Genomic DNA, 23,099 nt, shown 5'->3' on the forward strand with positions numbered 1-23,099 from the left:
TCCGGACCACCGCGGCAGTGACCGGGCACCGCTGTCCCAGATGCGACATGTCGCAACCGCGACACCCGCCAGGTAGTGACGCGGACCCCAGCTCCCCCGAACCTGGTGCGATGACGTGGAGATCACGAGTTTTCGCACTCGTCTGCACGGGGGCACTGGTCGCGGCACTCGGCCAGGCGGTCCCCGCGGCGGCCGACCCCGCCGTCGGCGCGCCGCCGCGGAATCCCGGTGAACGGCACAGTGTCACGCTGCTGACCGGCGATGTCGTGCAAGTCGAATCCGTATCCGGCGGCCGGCGGATCGCGACCGTCCGGCCGGGCAAGGGCCGGGAGTCGATCCGGTTCAGTCAGTCCGAGGTGGACGGCAAGCTGGTGGTCGTCCCGTCCGACGCGATGCGGTTCGTCGCCGCCAAGCGGCTCGACAAGGACCTGTTCGACGTCACCGGCCTGATCGCGCAGGGCTACGCCGACGAGGCCGCCGCGCAGCTTCCGCTGATCGTGCACTACGCCGAGGGCATGTCGATCGCCGCGGCGCCGACGTTGGCCGGCACCGAGCGGGGCGCCGAGCTGTCCAGTGTGCACGGCCGCGCGGTCCGCGAGGACAAGAAGCGCGCCGGCGAGTTCTGGCGGTCCTTCACCGGTCCGCAGGCCGCTTCCGGCGCGGTGGAACGGATCTCGCTGGATCGGAAGGTGCACGCGTCGCTCGACCGCAGTGTCCCGCAGATCGGCGCTCCGGAGGCGTGGGCGGCCGGGTACGACGGCTCCGGTGTCAAGGTCGCCGTCCTGGACACCGGGTTCGACGCCACCCACCCCGATCTCGCGGGCCGGGTCGAGAAGACCGCCAACTTCTCGTCCAGCGCGGACATGGTCGACCGGTTCGGTCACGGCACGCACGTCGCGTCGACGATCGCCGGTAGCGGCGCGGCCGACGCGGGCAAGCGCAAGGGTGCGGCACCGGGTGCGAAGCTGTACATCGGCAAGGTGCTCGGCGACGACGGCTCAGCCACGTCGTCCGAGGTCCTGCAGGGCATGGAGTGGGCCGCGGCCACCGGCGCCAAGGTGATCAACATGAGCCTCGGTGGCGGCGCCACCGACGGCACGGACGATCTCAGCGTCGCGCTCAACGAGCTCTCCGCCCGCACCGGCGCGCTGTTCGTGGTCGCCGCGGGCAACGACGGCCGGCTCGGGCCCGAAACGATCGGCACGCCCGGCACCGCGGACGCGGCGCTGACCGTCGGCGCGGTGGATCGCCAGGACCAGCTCGCGCCGTTCTCCAGCACGGGCCCGCGGCTCGGCGACCAGGCGGTGAAGCCGGACATCACCGCGCCCGGCGTGGACATCGTCGCCGCCCGCGCGGCCGGCACGTCGATGGGCGCCGTGGTGGACCAGTACTACACCGCGGCTTCCGGCACGTCGATGGCGACGCCGCACGTCGCGGGCGCCGCGGCGATCCTGGCGCAGCGCTATCCACAGTGGACCGGGCAGCAGCTCAAGGACGGCCTGGCCAGTACGGCGAAGCCGACCAGCGGACTCACCGTCTTCCAGCAGGGCGGTGGACGCGTCGACCTCACCGCCGCCGCGGTCAAGCCCGGCGTCTTCGCGACCGGCACGCTGAACATCGGCCCGGTCACCGGCGAAAGCGGCACGGTGCGCAAGGAAGTGAGCTACACCAACACGACTTCCGCGCCGGTCACCCTCACCCCGCGGCTCGACCTGCACCGCCCGGGCGGCTCCCCGCCGGGCGCCGCGATCAAGCTCGACAAGTCCACTGTGGATGTTCCGGCCGGGGGCACCGCCACGGTCGGGATCATCGTCGACCCGGCCGCGCTCGCTCCGGGCAACTACACCGGCAGCCTCCTGGCCGGGGCCGTGCACACCACGATCGGGCTGGTGAAGGAAGCACCGAAGCACAAGCTGACGGTCAGCGGTCTCGACCGGGCCGGCAAGACCGGCGACTGGATGGAGATCGACCTCTTCGGCCCCGACTCCCGCTACGACATCTTCGGCGACATCAGGGAAGCCACCACCTTCGAACTCCCCGAAGGCGACTACTACGCGCGAGCCGTCTTCCACACCGGGCTGGCCCCGGACGAGGAGCTGGCGATCGTCGTCAAGCCCGAAGTCCCGCTGACCCAGGACGCGAAGCTGGTGATGGACGCACGGGCCGCGGTGCCGATCGAGATCAAGACGCCACGGCCGGCGACGCTGGAAAACATCATCAGCAGCTACACGCACCGCGAGTTCGGCGACCGCAACGTCACGAACTACATCATGGAGTTCCCCGGCACCCGGCACATCTACGTGACGCCGACGCGGAAGGTGACGAAAGGTACGTTCGAGTTCGGCACCCGCTGGCAGCTCACCGCGCCGATGGTCACGGCGACCGTGCTGCCGTGGACCGGCCTCGAACCGGAGCTGTTCACGCTCGGCCCGTCGCCGGCGATTGCCGGGACCAGCTGGCTGGCCGTCGCTCCCGTGGACGGCAACAAGCCGGATCAGTGGGGCACTGCACGCGGCAAGATCGCCCTGGTCACGCCGCCGGACGACGGCGGCATCCCGGAAGAGATCGCCGCGGCCGCGGCCAAGGCGGGCGCGGCGATGGTCATCATGATCACCAGGCCCGGCGACCACACCTACGCGCACTGGTCGCCGCGCGGCGACCGGCTGCCGATCCCGGCCATGATGGTCACCAACGAGCAGGGTGTGAAACTGGTTCAGCGGGCCAAGCTGGGGTTCACCAGCATGGTGCTGCGGGGGACCCCGGTCAGTCCCTACCTGTACGACGTGCTGCAGGTGTCGCGCGACCAGATCCCGCAGCGGGTCGTCCACGAGGTCTCCGACCGCAACAGTGCGACCGTGAAGGTGGACTACCCGAAGACCGGCGACCAGGAGTGGCTGTCCGAGCAGCGGTTCGGCTGGCGGCCGTGGGAGAAGTACGCGACGAACCAGTACCAGCGGTTCGCGAAGACCGCGTCGACGCGCGAGGAAATCGTCTCCGCGGACGACACGATCTGGCAGCACCGGGTGTACAACAAGCTCGCCTGGAACACCTTCGACCCGCTGGCCAACGGGCAGATCGGCCCGCCGCGCACGTTCCGTCCGGGCGAGCGAGCGAGCGAACGGTGGTACACCCCGGTGGTGCGGCCGGCCATTCCGCGCGGCGCCGGGCTGACGTCGTCGCGCACCGGCGACACGTTCGCGATCCGGATCCCGGAATACGTCGACGCGGAAGCCGGGCACTATGCCTTCGCCGACACCGAGATGGACGAACCGGAAGACCAGCTGAGCGCGAAGCTGTACCGCGACGGGCAGCTGGTCGAGGACGGCCGCGTCGCGTGGGGCAGCTTCCCGGCGGACGCCGGCCCGGCGACCTACCGGCTCGACGTGGCGGTGGCGAAGGCCGCTCCGGAGTGGCAGTTCGGCACGCGCACCGAAACGTCCTGGACGTTCGCCTCGCAGCGGCCGGCCGGCACCCGGACCGACCTGCTTCCGTTGCTGCAGGTGGATTACGGCGTGCAGACCGACCTGACGCAGCGGACCAGGGCGGGCCGGCCCGACCGGCTCGAGTTCACCGTGCGCAACCAGGACGGGATGGCCGCGCCGAAGAATCCGAAGCTGACCGTCGAAGTGTCCTTCGACGACGGTCGCACCTGGACCGCGGTCAACCGGGTCGACAGCGTCGGAGACGGGAAGTTCCGCGCCAAGGTCGACGTGCCGAAGCGGGCCAACACCAACGGGTTCGTCGCGCTGCGGGTGAACGCCTCCGACGGCGCGAACGCGGTGCGGCAGACCGTGATCCGGGCGTACGGGCTGTCCTGAGCACAGCGGCGGCCGGGGTGGTTACCCGGCCGCCGCCGGCTCGTCGAGCCAGCCGCGCCGGCTGACTTCCCAGGCGAGTTGCATCCGGGTCTGCACGTTCATCCGGGCCATGAGGTCGTAGATCCGCCGCTGGACGGTCCGCTGGCTCACCGCGAGCCGGGTCGCGATCGCCTTGTCGGTGACCCCGGCGACCAGCAACGACAGCAGGTGGCGCTCGTCCCGGTCGGGACGGGCGCCACCGCGCGCCGGTTCGGTCGCGTCCTGCGGTGTCCCGTCCGCGCGCAACGGCCAGGCGCGTTCCCAGTAGCTTTCGAACAACGCGATCAACGCGGCCAGCAGGCTGCTGTCGCGGATCAGCGCCGCGGTGGGCTCGCCGGCGCCGTCGAGGGTCTGCACCAGCGGGCACAGTGCGATGGACCCGTCCGCGATCGCCATCCGCACCGGTACCGCCGTGGACGACCGGGCCGCCTCGCCGTGCCGGATGCCGAGCGCGACGTTCTCGATCATCCCGGGCTCTTCCAGCAGGGCTCGTTCGTAAACCACCCGGAACCGCACACCGCGGGCGAGCGCGTCGAACTCGTCGTGGTTCTCCGCCGACGAAATCGCGATGTGCCCGGCCTTGCAGAACCACAGCATCTCGTGGCGGGCCCCGGCCTGCAGGTTCGCCACCTGCTGCCGGATCGCCGCGCTGCCGCTGATCACCTCGACCAGCTGCGTCGCGTCGCGCCGCCGGGCACCGCCGCGGTAGTCCTCCGCCAGCCGGTTCACGGCGGCCCGGGCCCATTCGAGCGACTCTTGCCCGCGCATCAGCAACGGACCGAAGGCGACGTCCGGCGGTGTCGGCGCGTACCGCACCTCGTCCCCGGTGACCAGGCTGACCAGCCCCTTGGCGTGCAGCGAACGCAGCGCGGCCGACACCTGGGACGGCGTGAGCCGCAGCTGCTGGGCCAGCTGCACCGGCCCGGCGTCGAACATCCCGACCAGGAGCCGGTAGACCCGCTCCTCGTCTCCGGTCACCCCGATTGCGTCCAGCATCCGGCGAGCGTAAGCCACCCACCCGCCGGGGCCGCTCGGGTCCATGCCGAAGAAAGTCGTGGAGTCCGTGCCCGGACGGCTCCAGCGTGGAGCACTGGCCGCCGGGCCCGCCCCGGGTCGAGCGGGGATCGCGCGCTCGCCGGGGGGCGCGGCGCGGCTGATCGAGAGCTGGGCGCCGGTGCCCGCGGCCGCGACGGGTACCGGCGCCGCGAAGTGGGCGGCCATCGCGGCCGCCTGCCCTGTCCGGGAGACCCGCGCCGGGTGGTCTCCCCGTCGCCAGGCGAGGTGCGTCGGAGCCTTGCCCGGCCGCGCCCCCCGGTGCCCAGCCCCGGGGGCGAAGTCGTGGCCCGGGACTCGGTCCGGGGTGGGAGCCGGCTCAGCGCGCGCCCGGGCGCGCGGACCGAGATCATGGGCTGATGACCCGTCCGGGACTCGGTGTCGTCGGCCGCCGCCTGGTGCAGTTCCTGCTCGACGAGCTGCTCGTGTTCGTGCCCACGCTGCTGCTCGCGATCGCCGTCATCTGGCTGTTCCACCCGCACGGCCCGGGCCTGCTGACGTTTTTGGAGGTCGTCGTCTACACGATGCTGGCGCTGGACTTCGTCGGTCTCGTGTTCGTCACCGTGTGGTGGCCCTACCGGCACGGCGGGCAGACCCCGGCCATGCGCTGGCTGCGCCTGCGGATCCAGACCCTCGAAGGCGCGCACCCGTCGCTGGGCGCGTTCATCGTGCGCGACCTGCTGATGCTGGTCGACGGCTTCGCGTGGGGACTGGCCGGGACCGTGGTGATGCTCGTGACGCGTCGGCGGCAGCGCTTCGGCGACGTCGTGGCGCGCACGGTCGTCGTGCACGTCTCCAGATCAGCGGATCAAGCCGCTGTCCCAGGCCCAGATGGCGATTTCGGTGCGGTTGCGGGCGCTGAGCTTGCGCTTGACCGCGCCGATGTGGGTCTTGACCGTCGGCAGTGACACCACCAGCGAGCGGCAGATCTCGTCGTTGGTTTCGCCGCGGGCCACGGCTTTCACGACATCCAGCTCGCGTGGGGTGAGCGGGCTCGCGGGCTGGACCGCGGGCAGGGAGACGCTGCGCGTGAAGTGCGCCAGCAGCCGCGTGGTGACCGCGGGGGAGACGAGGGCTTCGCCGTGGGCGGCCGCGTGCACGGCTTCGATGAGCAGGTTCGGCCCCTCAACCTCGAAATCTGGCTCACCGGCCACGCCAGGGAACACGCTTTCCGGTCGGCGGGCGTGACGCCGGGGTTCGCCGAGTACGCCCGGCTGCGACGCGACGCCTCGACCGTGCTGCCCCACTGCGACCTGATCGAACGGGCCGCCTGGGCCGAGCTGCCCGGCGCACTCTACTTCCAGGGTGCGTGCCAGGAAATCGTGGCCGCCACCGCGGACGTCATGTGCTGGACCAACGACGTCCACTCGCTGGCCGCCGAGCTGGCGGCGGGCGATCCGATCAACTTCGTCGTCGTCCTCGCCCGGGAACACCGGCTCGGCTGGGCGGACGCGGTGCGGCGCGTCGGTGACCTGAACGCGGACCGGGTCGCCGACCGGGGCGAGGCGGAGCTCCGGCCGGCCGCCGAGCTGGCCGAACTGGGGCCGCGGTCCGGATCCGGCCGTCGACGACCCGATCCGGCTGGTGCGCTGGGGTTCGGGCGCAAGGGAGCCGCCCGCCCCGGCTCACTCCTGCGGGGCCGGGGCGAGCTGCGTCCGGATGATCTGCTCGACGATGCCGTCGAGCGTCGCCGGGATGGCGCGGCCGGCGCCGGTGTAGCGGCGGACGGCGGCGTAGGGCAGGTCGAGGACGACGAGGAGGATTTCCGCCGTCGCGCTTCCGGTCACCGCCTTCAGGTCGGTCACCAGGCGGCGGACGTGCTGGTCCCAGCGTGCTTGGTCGGCCTCTCGCAGGCTGCGGTTTTCCGGAGACCAGGCGGCGGGTTCGAAGGAGCCGAGGCCGGCCAGCAGCACCTGGGCGTCCGCCGGGTGGGCGCGGCACCACGACACGGTCCGGCGCCCGAGGGCGGCGGCCGCGGCCACCGGTTCCTCGTCGAAGAGCGGGTACAGCTCGGCGTGGAAGCGCTGCACCGTCCGGTTCCAGACGGCGGCCAGCAGGGCCGCGCGGTTGGGGAACCGGTGGTAGACGGAGCCGCTGGACACCGCGGCTTCCCGGATGACGCCGGCGATGGTGATGGCGTCGGCGCTCCCGGTATCGAGCAGCCGGACGGCCGCGTCGAGGATCGCCGAAGTGTCGTGGACGGTTCTTGGCACGGGTTGACGATACCGAACGCCCTCTCTAGAGTTCTCTCTCTAGAGAGACCTATCTAGGGAGACTCGTGCAAAGCCTCGTTCTCTCCGGACCTCGGAGCCTGGAATGGCAAGACCGGCCGGCGCCCCGCCTGTCCGCCGCCGGTGACGCGCTGGTGCGGCCCATCGCCTCCGCGGCCTGCGACCTCGACCGGAGGCTCGTGGTGTCGCCTTCGCCGTTCGAGACGCCCTTCGCGCTCGGCCACGAGGCCGTCGGCGAAGTCGTCGACCTCGCCGACGACGATCCGGTGCTCCGGATCGGCCAACGGGTGGTCATCCCGTGGCACATCAGCTGTGGCACTTGCGAAAACTGCCGGCGCGGCCTGCCGGGCGCCTGCGCTTCGGTGCCTCCGCTCGCGTCCTTCGGCACCACGGCCGGCGGCTCGTGGGGCGGGTTGTTCGACGAGCTGGTGCGCGTGCCCTGGGCCCGGCACGCCCTCACCCCGCTGCCGCCGTCCGTCGAACCGTTCCTGGCCGCTTCGGCCAGTGACAACATCACCGACGCCTTCCAGGCGGTCCGGCCGACGTTGGTCGCCCAGCCCGAGGCCGAGGTGCTCGTGGTCGGGGGAACGGCCACCCTCGGGTTGCTGGTGGTGCTGAGCGCCGTCGCGCTGGGCGCCACGAAGGTCACCTACCTCGACGTGGACGAAGGGCGGCGCGCCAAGGCTGCCGCCGCGGGTGCGACCGTCGTCGCCGCCGACGCGTACCCCGACCGGCTCGACGGCCGCTTCGACCTGGTGGTGGACGCCTCGGCCGCGGCCGAGGGACTCCGTTGTGCCCTGCTGTCGACCCGCCCCGGCGGCACGTGCGTCATCCGGTCCGTCTACTTCGGAGAGCCGCGGCTGCCGTACTTCGCCTTGTACGGCACGGGGATCGCCATCGTGGTGGGACCACCCCATGTGAGCCCGCACGTGCCCGACGTGCTGGAACTCCTCGGCGACGGCACCCTGGACCCGGCACCGATCCTGGCCGGCCCGTTCGGTTATGCCGACGCCGTCGAGGTGCTCTCGGATCCGCCACCGGGCAAGCCGGTCTTCCTCGGCCGGTGAGAAGTTCTTGACCTGAAGGTCCATAACTGGCTAGGGTCGTTTCATGGGACGGCCGCGCACCTTCGACGACGAGGAAGTCGTCGATCGTGCGATGCAGGCGTTCTGGAGTCACGGTTACGCCGAGACGTCGCCGGCGATGCTCGCGGAAGTGACGGGTGTCGCGAAGGGAAGCCTGTACAACGCGTTCGGGAGCAAGCGCGAGTTGTTCGTCCGGGCGTTCGCTCGCTACGACCGCCTGGGCGCCGAGGTCGTGGAGGAGCGGCTGTCCGGTCCCGGCACCACCCGCGAGGTCCTCCGCTCCTACCTGCGTGGCCTGGTCGACGCCGACCTGGCCGCCGATCGCCGGGGCTGCCTGGTCGTCAACACCGCCATCGAACTCGCCCGGCACGATCCGGAGATCGCCCGCGCGGTGCGGCGGTCCCTGGAGCGGACGCTCGAGGTGATCGCCGCCCGGATCGACCGGGGCCGCCTCGACGGCGACCTCGACCCCGCGCTCGACGTGCGGGCGGCGACCGACCTGCTGCAGGTGACGATCGCCGGACTGCGGGTGCTCGCCCGGATCCACGACGCCCCTCGGCTGTACCGCGTCATCGACACCGCGTTGGCCAACCTCTGACGCGATCTTTTTTTGCCACTATTTTTGACCTCCAGTTCCAGAAGGAGACCGGCTGTGTCCACCCCCCTGAAGAACAAGATCGCGCTCGTGACCGGCGGGAGCAACGGCATCGGGCGGGCGATCGCCGAACGCCTCGGTCGTGACGGCGCAACCGTCGCCATCACCTACGCCCGTGACGAGGCAGCCGCGAAAGAAACGGTCGACGGCATCGAGAAAAACGGCGGAAGCGCTTTCGCACTGCGGCTGGAACTGGGACAGCCCGACGACGCGACCCGTCTCTGGGCCGCGTTCGACGCCGCCGGCGCGCACCATGTACCCGACGGGAAGCTCGACATCCTCATCCACAATGCCGCCGGCGGAAGTTTCGCACCGCTGTCCGACCTGACCCAGGAGGACTACGACCGGGTGTTCGCGGTCAACGTGCGAGCCCCGTTCTTCATCACCCAGGCCGCACTGCCACGGCTGCGCGACGGCGGGCGGGTCATCGCCATCTCCAGCCTCGCGGCTACGCTCGCGACGCCGGAAATGATCGCTTACAGCGCCAGCAAAGGCGCGTTGGACGCGTTCACGCTGGCACTGGCCAAGGGGCTCGGCCCCCGCGGGATCACGGTCAACTCGGTGGCCCCCGGCGTCATCCTCACCAGGAACAACGCTCGCCTGATGGACGACCCCGAAGCCGCCGCGCAGGAGGCCGAGCGAGTCGCGCTCGGGCGACTCGGCCGCCCCGACGACGTGGCCGACCTCGTGGCGTTCCTCGCCTCGGACGACTCGCGCTGGATCACCGGCCAGGTCATCGATGCCACCGGTGGTACCGCGATCTGAGGGAGCGCGCGCCGCACTGGAGCCGAGCTGAGCCAGGCTTCCAGGGCGAGGACTTGGCGGGCGCCGTCCGGCAACCGCCACCAGGACACGGACGCCGTCCTGACGGGCAGCTGACGCGACCCGGGCCGCGTCAGCTGCCGGTGATCCGGCCCGGGTGGTGGGTCAGCGACGCGAGGATGATCTCCCGCGCCGCGCGCTCGGTGGCCGTGAAGGCGGCCGGATCGCGGCCGATGCGTTCGGCGCCCGAGCGCATGACCCCGGACAGCAGCTCCACGGTGAGCCGGACGTCGCCGACGTCGCGGAACTCTCCGCGCTCGATGCCGGCCCGGACGACGTTCTCCACCTCGACGACGATCGCGTGGAACGGGTTGTCCGAGCTCTTCGGCGGCTCCACGAAGGGCAGGCCGGAGCCCGGCCGGAACATCAGCTGCACGACCTGGTCGGTGAACGCGTCCAGGACGGCGACGATGATCTCGCGCAGCCGGTCCGCGGCCGGGTCGGCGGAACGCGCGGCGATCGCGGCCACCCGCTCGACCGCCGGCCGGGCCAGCCGCTGCGTCAGCGCCAGGACCAGCGCGCTCTTGTCACCGGCGTAGTTGTACAGCGTGTTGCGCGCGACCCCGGCCCGCGCCGCGATGTGGCCCATGGTGATCGAGTCGTAGTCGCGTTCGAGCAGCAGTTGCCGCGTCGCCGCGGCGAGGTCGGCCCACACCACCTCGTGGTGCTCTTCGATGCTGGCTCCCCGGATCCGTGGCATCCGGTCATCTTCCCATCAACGGGTGCCCGCCGCGGCCAGTGCGACGCTCGACAGGTGCGGGTTGTCCTGGTGCGCCGAGGTGAGCTTCACGCGGTCGAGGCGCCAGCCGTCCGGCGTGCGGACCGCCTCGTTGTCGTAGAAGCCGACCACCAGCCAGTGGTTCGGCCCCCCGGCAGCGAGCTCGTCGGAGACCCAGTGATCGGCGCGGACGTGCGCGTGGATCGTCGCCCGGTCGCCGTCGACGTCGACGACGTGACCGGTGATGGCGTGGTGCGTGGCCGTGTAGAAGCTGAAGGCGCCACGGAGGTTCTCGACGTATTCGGCGAGCGGCACGGTCATCGGCGGGATGTCGGCGACCGACCCGAAGTCGAGTGTCACGGGATCGGTGAAGACGCGGGCGGGCAGCTCGGTGAACTCCTTCAGGTCCGCGATGTCGGCGTAGCGGCCGAGCAGCTCGACGAGTTCGGCGCGATCACTGAGCGCGTTCATGGGGATACCCCTCCGGTCGGTAGGGCGACGCGTTGATGCGACAACCTGTCGTAAAGATTACGACAGGTTGTCGCCAAAAGCAAGTCACCGATCCAAGCCACCCCCGACCGCGGGTCATCGACGAGGCGGGCGCCCGAGTGCGTGGAAGCTCCAACCGGCCGCGTTCCACCGCTGGGCGTCCAGCGTGTTGCGGCCGTCGATGACCTGGCGGTTGGCGACCACGGCACCGACCACCTCCGGATCGAGCTCCTGGAACTCCCGCCACTCGGTGAGGTGCAACAGCACGTCGGCGCCGGTCGCCGCTTCGACCGCGGAGCTCGCGTAGTTCAGCTCCGGGAAGTCCTTGCGTGCGTTGTCCGAGGCTTTCGGGTCGTACACGGTCACCTCTCCGCCCTCGAGCTGGATGGACGCGGCGACACTGAGTGCGGGTGAATCACGGACGTCGTCGGAGCCGGGCTTGAACGCCGCGCCCCAGACGGTCACCCGTTTGCCACGGAGCGCACCACCGCACTGCTCGCGCGTGAGGTCGACCATCCGGCGCCGCCGACGGAGGTTGATGGCATCCACCTCGCGGAGGAATTCCAGCGTGTGCCCGAGGCCGAGCTCGTCGGCCCTGAACTGGAAAGCCCGGAGGTCCTTGGGCAGGCAACCGCCGCCGAAACCCAGGCCGGGCAGCAGGTACTGCCCGCCGATGCGCGGGTCGTGGGCGAGTGCACGGGCGAGGTGGGTGACATCGGCGCCGGTGGTCTCGCAGACCTCGGCGATGGCGTTGATGAACGAGATCTTGGTGGCCAGGAACGCGTTGGCGGACACCTTGACCAGCTCCGCTGTGGGCAGATCGGTGACCACCAGCGGTACGCCGCGGGCGAGGGGGATCCGGTAGGCCTCGCGCAGGAGGGATTCGGCCTGCGGTGAACCCACCCCGAACACCAGCCGAGCCGGTCTGAGTGTGTCGCCGATGGCGAAGCCCTCCCGCAGGAATTCCGGGTTCCAGGCCAGTTCGACGCGCGCGCCGGCGGGTGCGCGCCGGCTCAGGCGGCGGGCCAGCTGCTCCGCCGTCCCGACCGGGACCGTCGATTTGCCGACTACCAGGCTCGGCCCGTTCAGGGTGGGTGCCAGCCGGTCGATCGCTTCTCGGAGAAAACGCAGATCGGCTGCCCGGTCGGTCTTCCTCTCCGGCGTCCCGACGCAGAGAAAATGTATGGCCGGTGCGCCGCCGGTGAACTCGTTGATATCACCGTACGAGGACGTAAAACGCAGCCTGCCGGATTTCAGGTGCCTTCGGACGAGGCTTTCGAGGCCCGGCTCGTAGAAGGGGGGATTTCCGGCGGAGAGCGCGGAAATCTTCTCCGGATCGGTGTCCATGCCGAGTACTTCGAACCCCATTTCGGCCATGCAGGCCGCGTGTGTGGCACCCAAGTAGCCGGTCCCGAGAACGGTGATTCGCATAACTGGGATCCCCTCGGCTGCACGGGCGGCAGGTCCGATACTGCGTCGTCTCGCTCGTCGAGGTCAAGTGGAAAACCGCTGGCAATCCGCTACTTCTCGGAGGTCCACAGATTGTCCATATGTGCTCCACAAATGTTCCACAGAAGAGCTGCCGGGCGCGGACTCCGTCGCGGGAAAGCCTTAAGATCCGGTGTTGTGCCCGACGATCAAGTGGTGAATTTCAACTTCCCGGACGGCTTGTTGCCCGCCGACGGGCGATTCGGTTGCGGCCCGGCCAAGGTGCGGCCCGAGCAACTGGACGCGCTCGCCTCGCGCGGCGCGGACTTCCTCGGGACCTCGTACCGCCGCGGTGCGGTGCGCGCGCTGCTGGGCCGGGTTCGCGCGGGGCTGCGGGAGCTGTTCGAACTGCCCGCGGAATACCAGGTGGTGCTCGGCAACGGAGGCGGCACCGCGTTCTGGAACATCGCCACCCACGGCCTCATCCGGAACCGGGCCCAGCACCTGTCCTTCGGCGAGTTTTCCGGCCGTTTCACCGCGGTCGACCGGGCAACGCCCTGGCTGGCCGAGCCGGCGGTGATCGAGAGCGCACCCGGAACCCACCCGGATCCGCGGGCCGATCCGGACGTCGACGCGTACGCGCTGACGCAGAACGAAACCTCGACCGGCGTGGCCATGCCGATCCAGCGGGTGCCGGGGGCCGGCGCCGAGGCCCTGGTGCTGGTCGACGGCACCAGCGCGGCGGGGGGCATGCTCGTGCGGCCCGAGGAGTTCGACGTCTACTACTTCGCACCGCAGAAGTGCTTCGGTGCCGACGGCGGACTCTGGATCGCTCTGATGTCGCCGGCCGCCGTGGCCCGCGCCGAAGAAATCGCGGCGGGTGGTCGGTACATCCCGGAGTTCTTCAGCCTGCCCGCCGCCATCGACCACTCGGCTCGTGACCTCACCTTCAACACCCCGTCGGTGGCGTCGCTGTTCTTGTTCGCCGAGCAGATCGACTGGCTGCTCGGCCTCGGCGGGCTGCCTGGTGCCGCGGCCAAGGCGGCGAGCACGGCCGAGCTGGTCTACGGCTGGGCCGAGGATTCGCCCTACGCGGCACCGTTCGTCACCGAACCGGAGCAGCGGTCGCCGGTGGTCGCGACCATCGAGTTCGCCGAGCACATCGACGCGGCGGGCCTGGTCGCCGGACTGCGGGCGCACGGCGTTCTCGACTTGGAGCCCCACCGCAGTTTCGGCCGGAACCAGCTGCGCATGGGCATGTTCCCGGCGATCGACATCGCCGACGCCGAGGCGCTGTTGGCCTGCATCGACCAAGCCGTCGCACAGCTCGGCCGGCCGGCCGAGCGGGGAAGGAGGTCCAATGCCTGACGCACCCACCGCAGTGGTCGTCGGTGCCGGGATCGTCGGCGCGTCCATCGCGCACAGCCTGGTCCAGAGGGGGTGGTCGGTCACCGTCGTCGAACAGTACCTGCCGGGACACGTGCGGGGCTCCAGCCACGACACCTCCCGGGTGCTCCGGCTGTCCTACGGCGGCGGCCGCGACATCGACGTCTGGTACACCCGCCGGGCCTGGCGGGCCCGGGAACTGTGGCAGGAGATCGGGGCGGAGGAGGGCATCGAGCTCTTCCACAACGTCGGGGTCGTCTGGTTCGCCAGGGGGGAGGCCGAATTCGAGGAGCAGAGCGCACGCAGTCTCGAGAAGCTGGGCCTCCCGGTCGAGCGGCTGGCCCCGGAGGCGGCTCGCGACTTCTTTCCCGACGTGCGCTGCGACGACCTCGAATTCGTGCTGCACGAACCGAGCAGCGGGGTGTTGCGGGCCCGGCTGGGCGTGCTGACCCTGATGCGCCGCACCCTGCGGGCGGGAGCCAGGCTGCGCATCGCCGAGGCCCGGCCGGACGCGGAAGGCCGGGCCGTCGTGGACGGCGAGGTGCAGGCCGCCGACCGGACGATCTGGGCCTGCGGCCCGTGGCTGGGACGTTGGTTCCCGCAGCTGGTGGACATCGAATCGGTCCGGCAGAACGTCTTCTACTACGGGGTGGAGCCGCACTGGCGCACCCCCGGCGTCCCGGTGTGGGTCGACGGCGGCGCCTACGGGGCCGGGGACATCGACGACAGCGGCTTCAAGGTCGGTGGCGCGCTCGGCGCCGCTCCGGTCATCGATCCGGATCTCGCCGACCGCCGTCCCGATCCGGAAGCCGAGAAAGCCGCTCGGGGAGCGCTCGCCCACCGGTTCCCCGCGCTGGCCGGCGCGCCGCTGGTGTCCCGGCACGTCTGCCAGTACGAGCTGACCGCCGACCAGCACTTTCTGCTCGCGCCGGTGCCGGGATCGGGCGGCGGCTGGCTGGCCGGCGGGGGCGGGCACGCGTTCAAGTTCGGTCCTGCCTTCGGTGAGTACACCGCCGACCTGATCGAGGGTGGCGAACAGCCACTGCCCGAGTTCGGGCTGGGACCGCGGGAGAAATTCCAGAGCAGGAAGAGCACGACCCCGGGACAACTGGCACGTCAGCACCGCTGATCTTCCCGGATCGGTAGCCACACGACGAAGGAGAGAACATGTTGTACGAAGCCGAACGGCAGCTGCTCGTGGAAAGCATCACCGACATGGCCCGTTGGGGGCTGATCGAGACCACCGGCGGCGGTCTGAGCGTCCGGGCCGACAACGGCGACATCATCGTCACCGCCACCGGCTCGGCCTTCGCCCGCTGGAAGGTCACCCCGCGCGACATGACGGTGATCTCGGCGACCGGCGAACTGCGGGAGCGCACCGGGGGAGTGGCCCCGGTGGGCGCGCTGATCCACATGGCCGCCTACGAGATGTTCCCCGACTGCCGCGCGATCGTGCACGCGCACAACGCCTACGTGCTCGCGTTCGCCTCACTGGGCATGGGCATCCCTTCCTGCGTCAACCAGCTGGACACCCTGGGCGAGGTGCCCTGCTTGATCGCCGACGACACCGCGGTCAAGGGCGGGGTGCTCAGCGGTGAGTCGGACCGCCCCGAGATCAAGCTGCCCGACGGCATCGCCCAGCGGCCGGAAATCGCGGCAGTCGACACCTACCAGCTCATCCCGCAGCTGAAGGAGAAACTGGGCCCGCGGGCGGGCGAACTCAAGCGCCACGGCCTGGCGTGCGTGCTCTACCGCCATGGTGCCTTCACGTTCGCCCGTGGACTGACCGAGGCGGTGGAGAACCTGGCCAGGGTGGAGATGAGCGCGCGGACGGCGGTCTTCCAGGCGATCCTGCGCGGCGGGCTGGCCGGGGTCGAGCCCAACCTCCTGTTCCCGAAGGCCGGGCTGGGTGCCGAACAGCAGCTCGCGGATGTCTGACGGTCTCGCCGAAAGCGCGTACTACGCGCAACTGGCCCGGACCAGGGGCGCCGCCGGGGCGGTGCAGCTCGACGGCACCGGCCGGGTGCTCCTGGTCCGGCCCGCGTACAAGCCGGTCTGGGACCTGCCCGGCGGCGTGATCGAGGCCGGCGAGTCCCCGCTGGCCGCGTGTACCCGTGAGGTGCGGGAGGAACTCGGCATCACCCCGGTCATCGAGCGGCTGGTCGGAGTGGTGTGGTTCCCGCCCCGGCCACGCCGCGCGCCGTCGAACCTGTTCGTGTTCGCCGGCCGGCTGCCCGAGCCCGTCCAGGCGGTCATCGAGCCGGATCCCGGCGAGATCGCCGAATTCGGCTTCTTCCCGGTGTCGGCGCTCCCGGACGTGGAACCGCACACCGAACGCCGGGTCCGCTCGTGCGTCGAGGGATATCTCGGCGGAGGGACGGTCTACTACGAGGAGCCGACGAAACCGGCCTGGTACGGCGGTTCCGGGGAGAGGCCGGGATGAGCCCCCGTGAACCGATCGAAACCGTGCTGCTGGACGCCGGGGGAGTGCTGATCATGCCTGCCGCTGAAGCGGTGATCACGATCCTGCGGGCCGCGGGGGTGCGGGCCGACGTGGGTGTGATCGACCGTGCCCACTACGCGGCCACCGCGGCGAACGACGCGTCTCCTCCCCGTGATCGCCTGCTGTACCTGAGGGCGTTTGCCCGGGCGTGCGGGGTGCAGGACGAGCGTGTCGAGCGGGTGGCCGCTGAACTCTCCACCGCGATCGACGGTCCGACGTGGACCCGAGAGCTGCGTGGGGCCGCGAAGTCGTTGCGAGCGCTGAGTTCCTTGCCGGTCGTGCTCGGCGTGGTGTCCAACTCGGTCGGGGTGGTGGCCGCACAGCTGCGGCAGGCCGGCATCTGCCAGGTCGGGCCGGGAGCCGGGACCCCGGTGGCCCTGGTGATCGACTCCGCGCTGGTCGGGATCGCCAAACCGGATCCCGGGATCTTCCACCTCGCGCTGCGGGAGCTGGACGCCCGGCCGGGGCGGACCGTCTACGTCGGCGACACCGCCCGGATCGATGTGGACGGCGCGCTCGCCGCCGGGATCCGGCCCCTGCACCTCGATCCGCACCTCGACTGCCCCGATCCGCCGGGTCGGCACGAACACCTGCGCAGCCTCGGCGACCTGGCCGCGTGGGTGCACGCTCATGGACGGTAGCGCCGGCCGCACCCCGAACCGCTGGATCCTGCTCACTGTGAGCCTGATCGCCTGGGCGGTCGGTGCCACCGCCGTTTTCCAGCTCTCCCTGGTGCTGCCGGCCTTGCGAGCGGAGACCGGGATGTCGCTGGCGCTGGCCGGAGCTCTGGTCGGGGTCGCCAACGGCGGACTGACCGTGTCCATGCTGGGCTGGGGCCTGGTGGCCGACCGCTTCGGCGAACGACGTGCCATGTCCTGCGGCCTGACTCTCTGCGCCTTCTTCCTGTGCGTGGCCGCCGCCACCGGTGGTGTCGCGGCCCTGTTCGGTGTTTTCGCCCTCGTCGGGATGACCGCGAGCTCGGTCTACGCACCGAGCGGGCAGGCGGTGGTGCGGCGGTTTCCGGCCCGGCAGCGCGCTTTGGCTCTCGGCTTGACCCAGACCGCGACACCGCTCAGTTCGGCGCTGGCCGCGGCGGTCGTTCCGGGCGTCGCGGCTGCCTGCGGCTTGCCCGTCCTCTGGCTCGGTATGGCCGGGCTCTGCCTGCTGACAGCGGCGGTGGTGTTCCTGTTCGGCGGCCGGTCCCGGCCGGGCGATCCCCCGGCCGGTCCGGCGTCCGGCGATGCCGCGCCGGTGCCGTGGCGGCGGATGTACGGGGCCTGCGCACTGCTCATCCTGCCGCAGTCGGCGCTGCTCACCTTCAGCGTCAGCTACCTCGTGGACGATCGGGGCTGGAGCCCGGTGCGGGCGGGCTGGCTGCTCAGCGGGGCGTTGCTGCTCACCGTGCTCACCCGGCCGCTGGTCGGCTATGTCGCGGACCGTCTCGGCGCCCCGCTGGGACTGATGCGGATCTTCGCCTTCGGCAACGCCGTCGTGCTGCTGCTCGTCGTGCTCGGTGCGCTGACCGGGACCTGGCTGGGCACGGTCATGGTGTTCGTCGCCTGCGTCTCGACGGTCACCGGGTACGGGCTGGCCTCCACGGTGGTCGCCTCGTTCGCCGCGCGGGCCCGGCTGGGTCGTGCGCTGGGAGTCCAGCACACGCTGCAGAGCCTGGTGACCACCGCCGGCCCGGTGGTGCTGAGTGCCGTCATCGGCGGAGCCGGCTACGCGGGGGCGTTCGTCGTCATCGCGGTCGCCCCACTCGCCGGTGGGGCGCTCCTGCCGGTGACGGCCGAACGGCTCGGTCAGTCCCGGCAGCAATGCTCGAGCACTTCGCTGGAGGGCGCACCGGCGAGGATCGCCTGGTGGACGCGTCGGAGATAGGCGGAGGGCTCCACACCCGTCTGCGAAACCAGGTTCCGACGCGCGTCCAGGTACGCGTCCAGGGCCTCTCCCTTGCGGCCGGACCGGTACAACGCGAACATGTACTGCGACCAGGTGAGTTCGGAGATCGGGGAAGCCGTGACCAGCTCGCGGAGCTCACCCACCACTTCCTTGTGCAACCCGAGTCGTAGCCGGGCCTGGACGAGGTCGTTCAACACGTCGATCCGGCGCCCCTCCAGCGCCGTGACAGGCGCCATCAGCGCGGGGGTGACGCGGACGTCTTCGAGCGGTTTTCCGCGCCACAGAGCCAATGCGCCGCTCAGGCACTCGGCGGCCAGCTCGTGGTCGGACCGGCGCAGTGCGGCCCGGCCCTGCGTCGCGAGCCGGTCGAAGACCGACAGATCGAGTTCGTCGGCGCGCACGCGCAACAGGTACCCGGGCATCCTGGTGATCAGGCGGTCGCGCCCGGCGTCGCCGGCGGTGTCGAGCAGTCGGCGGACACCGGCGACATAGCTGTAGACGTTCGCGATCGCCGAGCGCGGAGCCGGGCCGTCCCACAGCATCGCGGTGAGCCGGTCCACCGACACGATGTGGTTGGCATTGAGCAGCAATATGCTCAGTAGTGCTCGTTGCTTCGGCGTCCCGAGGCCGCTCACCCGGCTCGCCGGGCCGACCTCGACCGGACCCAGCACGCGGAAATCCATTGTCATGCCCCCCACTGCTCCCGAGGATCGACTGACGACAGCGCATTCACGAGGTGCCACGCTGAAATGAATCGTTCCGTCTCGCACGCCCCTGGTGACACCCGGCTGTAAGGGATTCTCAGATGAGACGGGCCCGACCTCCCCTCCCTGTGGCACACCATTCCTTTCCGCCGCACCGTGATCGGCCAACGTTCGGGAAGGCGGAACGGTTTGGCCGAGCAGTCGGATGCCACCCGATCGGACCAAACTCGGCCGCGCCGCGATTGTGGAATTTTTGTGGCGTTCCCGTGGGTTCGGTTGGCAGAGTTGACCCAATGGTCAGTCGATGGGTACCGCGGTCACCAGCGAGCAGAACGGCCTTGCGGCGCGTGGTGCTGACGTGGCTGACAACGGCGTCCGGCGGCGCGGAGCGGTCGACACTCGAACTCGCGCAAGGTCTTCGCGAACTGCTCGGGGTGGACGTCGCCGTCGTGTGGTGGGACAACGGCGGCGCTCTCCGGCCGGGCCCGCAGGACGTCCGCATGAGGCAGGTCGCGGATCTCGACGCCTACGAACAGGCGCTGGTCACCGAACTCGGGGTGGACCCGGCCGGGACGGTGCTCATCGGAGCGCACCGGACGGCGATGGTCGACATCGCGCTGGCGGAGTCCTTCGCCGTGCCGGTGATATCGGTGCTGCGGGGAATCCTCGTCGCGGACCAGGGCCTGCGGACCGTCGATCCCCGGGAGCGGCGGCTGGTTCCGCGCCTGCCCGGCGAACTCGACTGGGACATCCTCTCCCGGGCCGGCTGCTGGGTCGGCGTCAGCGAGGCCGCGACGAGAAGCATCCGGGAATCGTCTCCGCGCCCGGTCAACGCGGTCACCATACACAACGCCGTCCGCCTCGACCTGTACCGGAAAGCGCGGAAGCCACCGCTGCCACGCAGGTTTTCGGTGGTCGCCCGCACCGAGCCGTGGAAGCTGATCGACCAGGTGATCCGTGCTTTCGCGCGCCTGCCCGAGGAACTCGCCGCGCGCGCACAGCTCAACATCTACGGGACCGGGACGGCGTTACCGGAGCTCCGGCGGCTGGCGGAAGAACTCTGCCGCGGCCAGGACGTCCGGTTCCGGGGTCACGTACCGGATCACCGGTGGCTGGCCGGTACCGATGTCCTCGTCACGGCCTGTGACATCGAGGGCTTCGGCCGTTCGGTGCTTGAAGCAGGCGGAGCCGGGATCCCCCAGATCGTGCCGGATCGCGGGGGCAGCACCGAACTGGTGGTGCCCGGGATCACCGGTCTGGTTTACCCCGCGGGCGATCCCGCCGGTCTCACCGCCGCTCTGGCCGAGGCCGCCGGGTGGCCCGCGAGCCGTCTCGACGCGCTGGGCAGCCGAGCCCGGCTCAACGCCCGATCGTTCTCCCAGACCCGTTGTTTCCTCGCCTACGCCCGGCTCGCGCAGGAAGTTCCCGAGTGGAGCCGGCACCCCTCACCGCTGTCCGCAGCCGACCGGACGGCATAGATCGAAAGGATCACCAGAAATGGGTCACGAAGCCGAACGCCACCACATCATCCGGTCCGTCAGCGACATGACGCGCTGGGGTACCCTGGATCCGGCCGGTGGTTCGGTCAGCGTCCGCGCCGGCTCCGGCAACATCGTCAGCACCACCGCGAGCTCCGCTTTCGTGCGGTGGGACATCACCGCCCGCAACCTGATGGTGTACAGCCCCGAGGGCTCGATCGTGGAGCGCGCCACGGACCTGGCGCCACCGGACGCGCCGCTGCACATGGCGATCTACCGGGAGTTCCCGAACTGCAACGCCATCGTGCACTCCCACGCGCCCTACAGCCTGGCGTTCGCCTCGCTCGGTCTCGGCGTGCCATCCTGCACGAACAAGCTCGACACGATGGGTGAAGTGCCCTGCTTCACCTCGGACGATCCCGCCGTCAAGGAGGATGTGCTCACCGGGCGGGTCGACATCGAGGTCGCCGAATGCATGGGATCACGCCCGGACGTCATCGCGGGCTACCTTCTCACCGTGAACCCCCAGATGTTGGAACACTTCGGCCCCCGCGCCGGCGAACTGGACCGGCACGGCCTCGGTTTCGTGGTCTACCGGCACGGTGTGTTCGTCTTCGCCCGCCACCTCGACGAGGCCGTCGAGAACCTGACGAGGATCGAGGTCAGCGCCCGGACAGCGCTGTTCCAGGCCACCCTGCACGGCGGGATCAGCGGGATCAAACCCGACGCCTTGCACAACCCCGGCGGCACCTGGTCGGACAGCGTGTACTCGGGGAACAGCCGCTGAACGCGCGACCGGGCACCAGGGGCGCGTCCGCGGGCATGCTGTTCGACGACCACGGACGCGTTCTCGTCGTCAAGCCCACGTACAAACCGGGCTGGGGCTTGCCGGGCGGGGTGATCGAGGAGGGCGAGTCGCCGCACGCGGCGTGCGTGCGCGAACTTCGCGAGGAACTCGGCATCACCCCGGTGCTCGGTCCGCTGGCCGGAGTGGACTGGGTACCTCCGCGGCCGGGCCGCGACGAGGCAAACGTGTTCGTCTTCGCCGGCCGGATCCGCGACGAGCTGCTTCCCGCGATCCGGCTTCCGGCTGATGAGCTGTCGGCGTGGCAGTTCGTCGACATGCGCCGGTTCCGGGAGCTGATGGCGCCGCGGATCGCCCGGCGGATCGAGGTGTGCCGCCGCGCGCACGACGTCGGCCGGGTGGCCTACATGGAATTCGGCTACGAGGTCTTGCCCGTGCCGTCCGGCCCGCAGTGATCGGCTGTCCGGCGGAACGCGAGCCACCCGAAGCAGCCGAACCAGAACTCGCTTTCCAGCACGAAACCCGCTGCCCGCGCCTCGGCGACCACCTGCGCGCGGGTACGCGGGCGCGCGACCGGATTTCTTTGTGCATAACGGAGATCGACCAGTTCCTGATCGTAGCTGCCAGTGCGGAAGTACGCCATCGCCAGGCACACCACACCGCCGGCTCGCACCAGCCGCATCATGCTCCGCCACATCGGCGCCGAATCCCGGAGGTAGTGATAAGCGCCGACCAGCATCGCACCGTCGAAGCACTGCGCACCGGGAAGGGTGAGTGGCTGTTCCAGATTTCCCCGGACAACGCAAGTGCGGGGGTCATCGGCGGTGCGTTCGGCCGAGACCCGGACGAAGTCCGCGCTGACCTCCACGCCAACGAACCGGCCCGCACCGCCGCCGTTCGCGTGCCGCGCGAGTTCGAGCAGGCCCAATCCGGTCCCGGAAGCCAGGTCGAGTAGGTTCACGCCCGTGGAAACCAGTGTGCGCACCGCACTCATTCGAGCGTACCGGTAATACGGCAACTGCATTCCCTGATCCCAGAGATCGGCGTTCGAGGCGTCGAAGCCCGACAATGCCTGCTTTTCCTCTCGGGTCAGCGATGCCACCACCCGGCCGAAACTCCCGCTGTACCCGAGCTCCCGGTAGCTCGATTTACCGGTGGCCAGCCGGATCAGCTCGTCGTCGATGGACCGCGGCGGCGCGTAATCGGCCACCGCACCGAAGCGCGTGGGCTGATCACCGACCCGACGAACCGCTCCGCACCTGTTCAGTGCTCCGAGCAGCAACTCGGCCACCGCGACCTTGCCCGGCACAACTCCGTGCCTGGCCACGAACTGCGCCACGGTCAGTGGCGTCTCGAGCTCGGCGAGCACACCATTGTCCAAGGCCGCGCGGTAGACGAACTCGTAGCCGGACCGGCGGTATTCCAGGTAGGCGGCAGCCATCCGCTCCGGCTGGATTCGCAAGAGTTCTTCGTCGGTCAAGTCCATGACTCATCCTTCACGGGGAAGAGTTGATGAGTGATCCCCCGTGGGGATTCTACGCGGTATCCGGGGTGTCGGAAGTGCATTCCGAGCCCAATTCCGCGATTCTCGATCGGAAGGTGGCAGCCGTATCGGAACAGCGGCACGCTCTCTCGCGGTCAAGGTCTGTCCGGGTGAAACCGGCTGTTGGCCGAGCCGAGCGCGAGCCCGCACTGCCCGGTCGCGGCGCGATCCGGCCCGGCCGGCGCCGGACGACCTGGCGGGGGACCTGGACAGCCCGCTCGTCGACGTCCACGGCGCGGGTCGAGAGCCGGCGGCGGTGTCGCCGAGAACCCGGACGTGGTTGCCGGGCTCGACTGCGGCCCGCCGGTTCGCGGCCGGGTGCTTCTCGTGCTCGTCTGTGGCGGCCGATCTCGGACTGGGTCGGCATCGGACCACTGCGGTGAAGAAACTCTTGTGCGACCGGTTCCGCGCGTCGAGCTGCTCACCCAGCTCCGGCCCGG

At 70.5% G+C, this 23,099-nt stretch carries 21 protein-coding genes and 2 pseudogenes; 15 read left to right on the forward strand and 8 right to left on the reverse strand.

Going from position 1 to position 23,099, the window contains the following annotated elements:
• The first annotated feature begins 110 nt into the window (after positions 1-110).
• Positions 111-3,818, forward strand: a complete 3,708-nt coding sequence (locus ACLJQM_RS11760; RefSeq protein WP_410631207.1) for a S8 family peptidase — start codon at positions 111-113, stop codon at positions 3,816-3,818.
• Between the two features lie 21 nt (positions 3,819-3,839).
• On the opposite strand, the gene ACLJQM_RS11765 is transcribed toward ACLJQM_RS11760, so the two are convergent.
• Positions 3,840-4,853 carry a LuxR C-terminal-related transcriptional regulator gene (locus tag ACLJQM_RS11765; RefSeq protein WP_410631208.1) on the reverse strand — a complete coding sequence of 338 codons (1,014 nt, stop codon included), beginning with the start codon at positions 4,851-4,853 and terminating at the stop codon, positions 3,840-3,842.
• A gap of 416 nt (positions 4,854-5,269) precedes the next feature.
• On the opposite strand from ACLJQM_RS11765, the gene ACLJQM_RS11770 reads away from it, so the two are divergent.
• On the forward strand, positions 5,270-5,818 hold the full coding sequence (locus tag ACLJQM_RS11770) for an RDD family protein (RefSeq protein WP_410631209.1): 549 nt from the start codon (positions 5,270-5,272) through the stop codon (positions 5,816-5,818).
• On the opposite strand, the pseudogene ACLJQM_RS11775 reads toward ACLJQM_RS11770, so the two are convergent.
• Positions 5,711-6,034 (reverse strand): annotated as a pseudogene (locus ACLJQM_RS11775) (response regulator transcription factor); the annotation flags it as partial. The gene ACLJQM_RS11770 and the pseudogene ACLJQM_RS11775 overlap by 108 nt on opposite strands.
• Positions 6,035-6,094: 60 nt before the next feature.
• On the opposite strand from ACLJQM_RS11775, the pseudogene ACLJQM_RS11780 reads away from it, so the two are divergent.
• Positions 6,095-6,343: pseudogene (locus ACLJQM_RS11780) on the forward strand (terpene synthase family protein); the annotation flags it as partial.
• Between the two features lie 192 nt (positions 6,344-6,535).
• Here the strand turns inward: ACLJQM_RS11780 and ACLJQM_RS11785 are convergent.
• Complete coding sequence (locus tag ACLJQM_RS11785) at positions 6,536-7,123, reverse strand: TetR/AcrR family transcriptional regulator (RefSeq protein ID WP_410631210.1); 588 nt, start codon at positions 7,121-7,123, stop codon at positions 6,536-6,538.
• Positions 7,124-7,188: 65 nt separating this feature from the next.
• Between ACLJQM_RS11785 and ACLJQM_RS11790 the strand changes: the two genes are divergently transcribed.
• Genes ACLJQM_RS11790 through ACLJQM_RS11800 form a run of 3 tightly spaced genes read left to right on the forward strand, consistent with a single transcriptional unit; the run spans position 7,189 to position 9,646 of the window.
• The gene (locus tag ACLJQM_RS11790) at positions 7,189-8,208 is read left to right on the forward strand and encodes a zinc-dependent alcohol dehydrogenase (RefSeq protein WP_410631211.1); all 1,020 of its coding nucleotides are present in this window, start codon (positions 7,189-7,191) and stop codon (positions 8,206-8,208) included.
• 43 nt (positions 8,209-8,251) lie between these two features.
• Positions 8,252-8,824 (forward strand): TetR/AcrR family transcriptional regulator, encoded by a 573-nt coding sequence (locus ACLJQM_RS11795; RefSeq protein ID WP_360778194.1) that lies wholly within the window; start codon positions 8,252-8,254, stop codon positions 8,822-8,824.
• 54 nt (positions 8,825-8,878) lie between these two features.
• Positions 8,879-9,646 (forward strand): SDR family NAD(P)-dependent oxidoreductase, encoded by a 768-nt coding sequence (locus ACLJQM_RS11800; protein WP_360778193.1) that lies wholly within the window; start codon positions 8,879-8,881, stop codon positions 9,644-9,646.
• A 130-nt stretch (positions 9,647-9,776) separates the two neighbouring features.
• On the opposite strand, the gene ACLJQM_RS11805 is transcribed toward ACLJQM_RS11800, so the two are convergent.
• The 3 genes from ACLJQM_RS11805 to ACLJQM_RS11815 form a co-directional block, all read right to left on the reverse strand.
• Positions 9,777-10,403, reverse strand: coding sequence for a TetR/AcrR family transcriptional regulator (locus tag ACLJQM_RS11805; RefSeq protein ID WP_410631212.1), 627 nt, complete (start codon positions 10,401-10,403; stop codon positions 9,777-9,779).
• Between the two features lie 15 nt (positions 10,404-10,418).
• Positions 10,419-10,892 (reverse strand): nuclear transport factor 2 family protein, encoded by a 474-nt coding sequence (locus ACLJQM_RS11810; protein WP_360778189.1) that lies wholly within the window; start codon positions 10,890-10,892, stop codon positions 10,419-10,421.
• Between the two features lie 114 nt (positions 10,893-11,006).
• Positions 11,007-12,341 (reverse strand): UDP-glucose dehydrogenase family protein, encoded by a 1,335-nt coding sequence (locus ACLJQM_RS11815; RefSeq protein WP_360778187.1) that lies wholly within the window; start codon positions 12,339-12,341, stop codon positions 11,007-11,009.
• Positions 12,342-12,473: 132 nt separating this feature from the next.
• On the opposite strand from ACLJQM_RS11815, the gene serC reads away from it, so the two are divergent.
• Genes serC through ACLJQM_RS11845 form a run of 6 tightly spaced genes read left to right on the forward strand, consistent with a single transcriptional unit; the run spans position 12,474 to position 18,108 of the window.
• A complete protein-coding gene (gene serC / locus ACLJQM_RS11820; RefSeq protein WP_360778185.1) occupies positions 12,474-13,706 on the forward strand; it encodes a phosphoserine transaminase in 1,233 nt (410 codons plus the stop codon).
• On the forward strand, positions 13,699-14,853 hold the full coding sequence (locus ACLJQM_RS11825; RefSeq protein WP_360778183.1) for an FAD-dependent oxidoreductase: 1,155 nt from the start codon (positions 13,699-13,701) through the stop codon (positions 14,851-14,853). The genes serC and ACLJQM_RS11825 overlap by 8 nt, the downstream gene beginning before the upstream one ends.
• 38 nt (positions 14,854-14,891) lie before the next feature.
• Positions 14,892-15,662, forward strand: a complete 771-nt coding sequence (locus tag ACLJQM_RS11830) for a class II aldolase/adducin family protein (RefSeq protein WP_360778181.1) — start codon at positions 14,892-14,894, stop codon at positions 15,660-15,662.
• A complete protein-coding gene (locus ACLJQM_RS11835) occupies positions 15,655-16,167 on the forward strand; it encodes an NUDIX hydrolase (protein WP_360778179.1) in 513 nt (170 codons plus the stop codon). The genes ACLJQM_RS11830 and ACLJQM_RS11835 overlap by 8 nt, the downstream gene beginning before the upstream one ends.
• Complete coding sequence (locus ACLJQM_RS11840) at positions 16,164-16,868, forward strand: HAD family hydrolase (protein WP_410631213.1); 705 nt, start codon at positions 16,164-16,166, stop codon at positions 16,866-16,868. Before ACLJQM_RS11835 ends, ACLJQM_RS11840 begins: the two co-directional genes overlap by 4 nt.
• Positions 16,858-18,108 carry an MFS transporter gene (locus tag ACLJQM_RS11845; RefSeq protein WP_360778175.1) on the forward strand — a complete coding sequence of 417 codons (1,251 nt, stop codon included), beginning with the start codon at positions 16,858-16,860 and terminating at the stop codon, positions 18,106-18,108. The genes ACLJQM_RS11840 and ACLJQM_RS11845 overlap by 11 nt, the downstream gene beginning before the upstream one ends.
• Here the strand turns inward: ACLJQM_RS11845 and ACLJQM_RS11850 are convergent.
• Positions 18,030-18,812 carry an AfsR/SARP family transcriptional regulator gene (locus tag ACLJQM_RS11850; protein ID WP_360778173.1) on the reverse strand — a complete coding sequence of 261 codons (783 nt, stop codon included), beginning with the start codon at positions 18,810-18,812 and terminating at the stop codon, positions 18,030-18,032. The genes ACLJQM_RS11845 and ACLJQM_RS11850 overlap by 79 nt on opposite strands.
• A gap of 368 nt (positions 18,813-19,180) precedes the next feature.
• Between ACLJQM_RS11850 and ACLJQM_RS11855 the strand changes: the two genes are divergently transcribed.
• The 3 genes from ACLJQM_RS11855 to ACLJQM_RS11865 are packed head-to-tail and all read left to right on the forward strand — an operon-like array spanning position 19,181 to position 21,571.
• Positions 19,181-20,311 carry a glycosyltransferase family 4 protein gene (locus tag ACLJQM_RS11855; protein ID WP_410631375.1) on the forward strand — a complete coding sequence of 377 codons (1,131 nt, stop codon included), beginning with the start codon at positions 19,181-19,183 and terminating at the stop codon, positions 20,309-20,311.
• 19 nt (positions 20,312-20,330) lie between these two features.
• Positions 20,331-21,098 carry a class II aldolase/adducin family protein gene (locus tag ACLJQM_RS11860; RefSeq protein ID WP_410631214.1) on the forward strand — a complete coding sequence of 256 codons (768 nt, stop codon included), beginning with the start codon at positions 20,331-20,333 and terminating at the stop codon, positions 21,096-21,098.
• 35 nt (positions 21,099-21,133) lie between these two features.
• On the forward strand, positions 21,134-21,571 hold the full coding sequence (locus tag ACLJQM_RS11865) for an NUDIX hydrolase (protein WP_360778169.1): 438 nt from the start codon (positions 21,134-21,136) through the stop codon (positions 21,569-21,571).
• Here ACLJQM_RS11865 and ACLJQM_RS11870 read toward each other — a convergent pair.
• Positions 21,535-22,602: a class I SAM-dependent methyltransferase gene (locus ACLJQM_RS11870; protein ID WP_360778167.1), complete on the reverse strand. Its 1,068-nt coding sequence runs from the start codon at positions 22,600-22,602 to the stop codon at positions 21,535-21,537. The two genes, ACLJQM_RS11865 and ACLJQM_RS11870, sit on opposite strands and share 37 nt — an antisense overlap.
• Positions 22,603-23,099 lie beyond the last annotated feature (497 nt).

Source organism: Amycolatopsis sp. cmx-4-83 (assembly GCF_046548815.1).
Classification (GTDB): domain Bacteria; phylum Actinomycetota; class Actinomycetes; order Mycobacteriales; family Pseudonocardiaceae; genus Amycolatopsis; species Amycolatopsis pretoriensis_A.

Excerpts from the sequence above, each read along its gene's own strand:
- ACLJQM_RS11760 (WP_410631207.1), top strand. The coding sequence starts at position 111 with ATGACGTGGAGATCACGAGTTTTCGCACTCGTCTGCACGGGGGCACTG.
- ACLJQM_RS11765 (WP_410631208.1), bottom strand. The coding sequence starts at position 4,853 with ATGCTGGACGCAATCGGGGTGACCGGAGACGAGGAGCGGGTCTACCGG.
- ACLJQM_RS11770 (WP_410631209.1), top strand. The coding sequence starts at position 5,270 with ATGACCCGTCCGGGACTCGGTGTCGTCGGCCGCCGCCTGGTGCAGTTC.
- ACLJQM_RS11795 (WP_360778194.1), top strand. The coding sequence starts at position 8,252 with ATGGGACGGCCGCGCACCTTCGACGACGAGGAAGTCGTCGATCGTGCG.
- ACLJQM_RS11805 (WP_410631212.1), bottom strand. The coding sequence starts at position 10,403 with ATGCCACGGATCCGGGGAGCCAGCATCGAAGAGCACCACGAGGTGGTG.
- ACLJQM_RS11810 (WP_360778189.1), bottom strand. The coding sequence starts at position 10,892 with ATGAACGCGCTCAGTGATCGCGCCGAACTCGTCGAGCTGCTCGGCCGC.
- ACLJQM_RS11815 (WP_360778187.1), bottom strand. The coding sequence starts at position 12,341 with ATGCGAATCACCGTTCTCGGGACCGGCTACTTGGGTGCCACACACGCG.
- serC (WP_360778185.1), top strand. The coding sequence starts at position 12,474 with ATGTTCCACAGAAGAGCTGCCGGGCGCGGACTCCGTCGCGGGAAAGCC.
- ACLJQM_RS11825 (WP_360778183.1), top strand. The coding sequence starts at position 13,699 with ATGCCTGACGCACCCACCGCAGTGGTCGTCGGTGCCGGGATCGTCGGC.
- ACLJQM_RS11830 (WP_360778181.1), top strand. The coding sequence starts at position 14,892 with ATGTTGTACGAAGCCGAACGGCAGCTGCTCGTGGAAAGCATCACCGAC.
- ACLJQM_RS11835 (WP_360778179.1), top strand. The coding sequence starts at position 15,655 with ATGTCTGACGGTCTCGCCGAAAGCGCGTACTACGCGCAACTGGCCCGG.
- ACLJQM_RS11840 (WP_410631213.1), top strand. The coding sequence starts at position 16,164 with ATGAGCCCCCGTGAACCGATCGAAACCGTGCTGCTGGACGCCGGGGGA.
- ACLJQM_RS11845 (WP_360778175.1), top strand. The coding sequence starts at position 16,858 with ATGGACGGTAGCGCCGGCCGCACCCCGAACCGCTGGATCCTGCTCACT.
- ACLJQM_RS11850 (WP_360778173.1), bottom strand. The coding sequence starts at position 18,812 with ATGGATTTCCGCGTGCTGGGTCCGGTCGAGGTCGGCCCGGCGAGCCGG.
- ACLJQM_RS11860 (WP_410631214.1), top strand. The coding sequence starts at position 20,331 with ATGGGTCACGAAGCCGAACGCCACCACATCATCCGGTCCGTCAGCGAC.
- ACLJQM_RS11865 (WP_360778169.1), top strand. The coding sequence starts at position 21,134 with ATGCTGTTCGACGACCACGGACGCGTTCTCGTCGTCAAGCCCACGTAC.
- ACLJQM_RS11870 (WP_360778167.1), bottom strand. The coding sequence starts at position 22,602 with ATGGACTTGACCGACGAAGAACTCTTGCGAATCCAGCCGGAGCGGATG.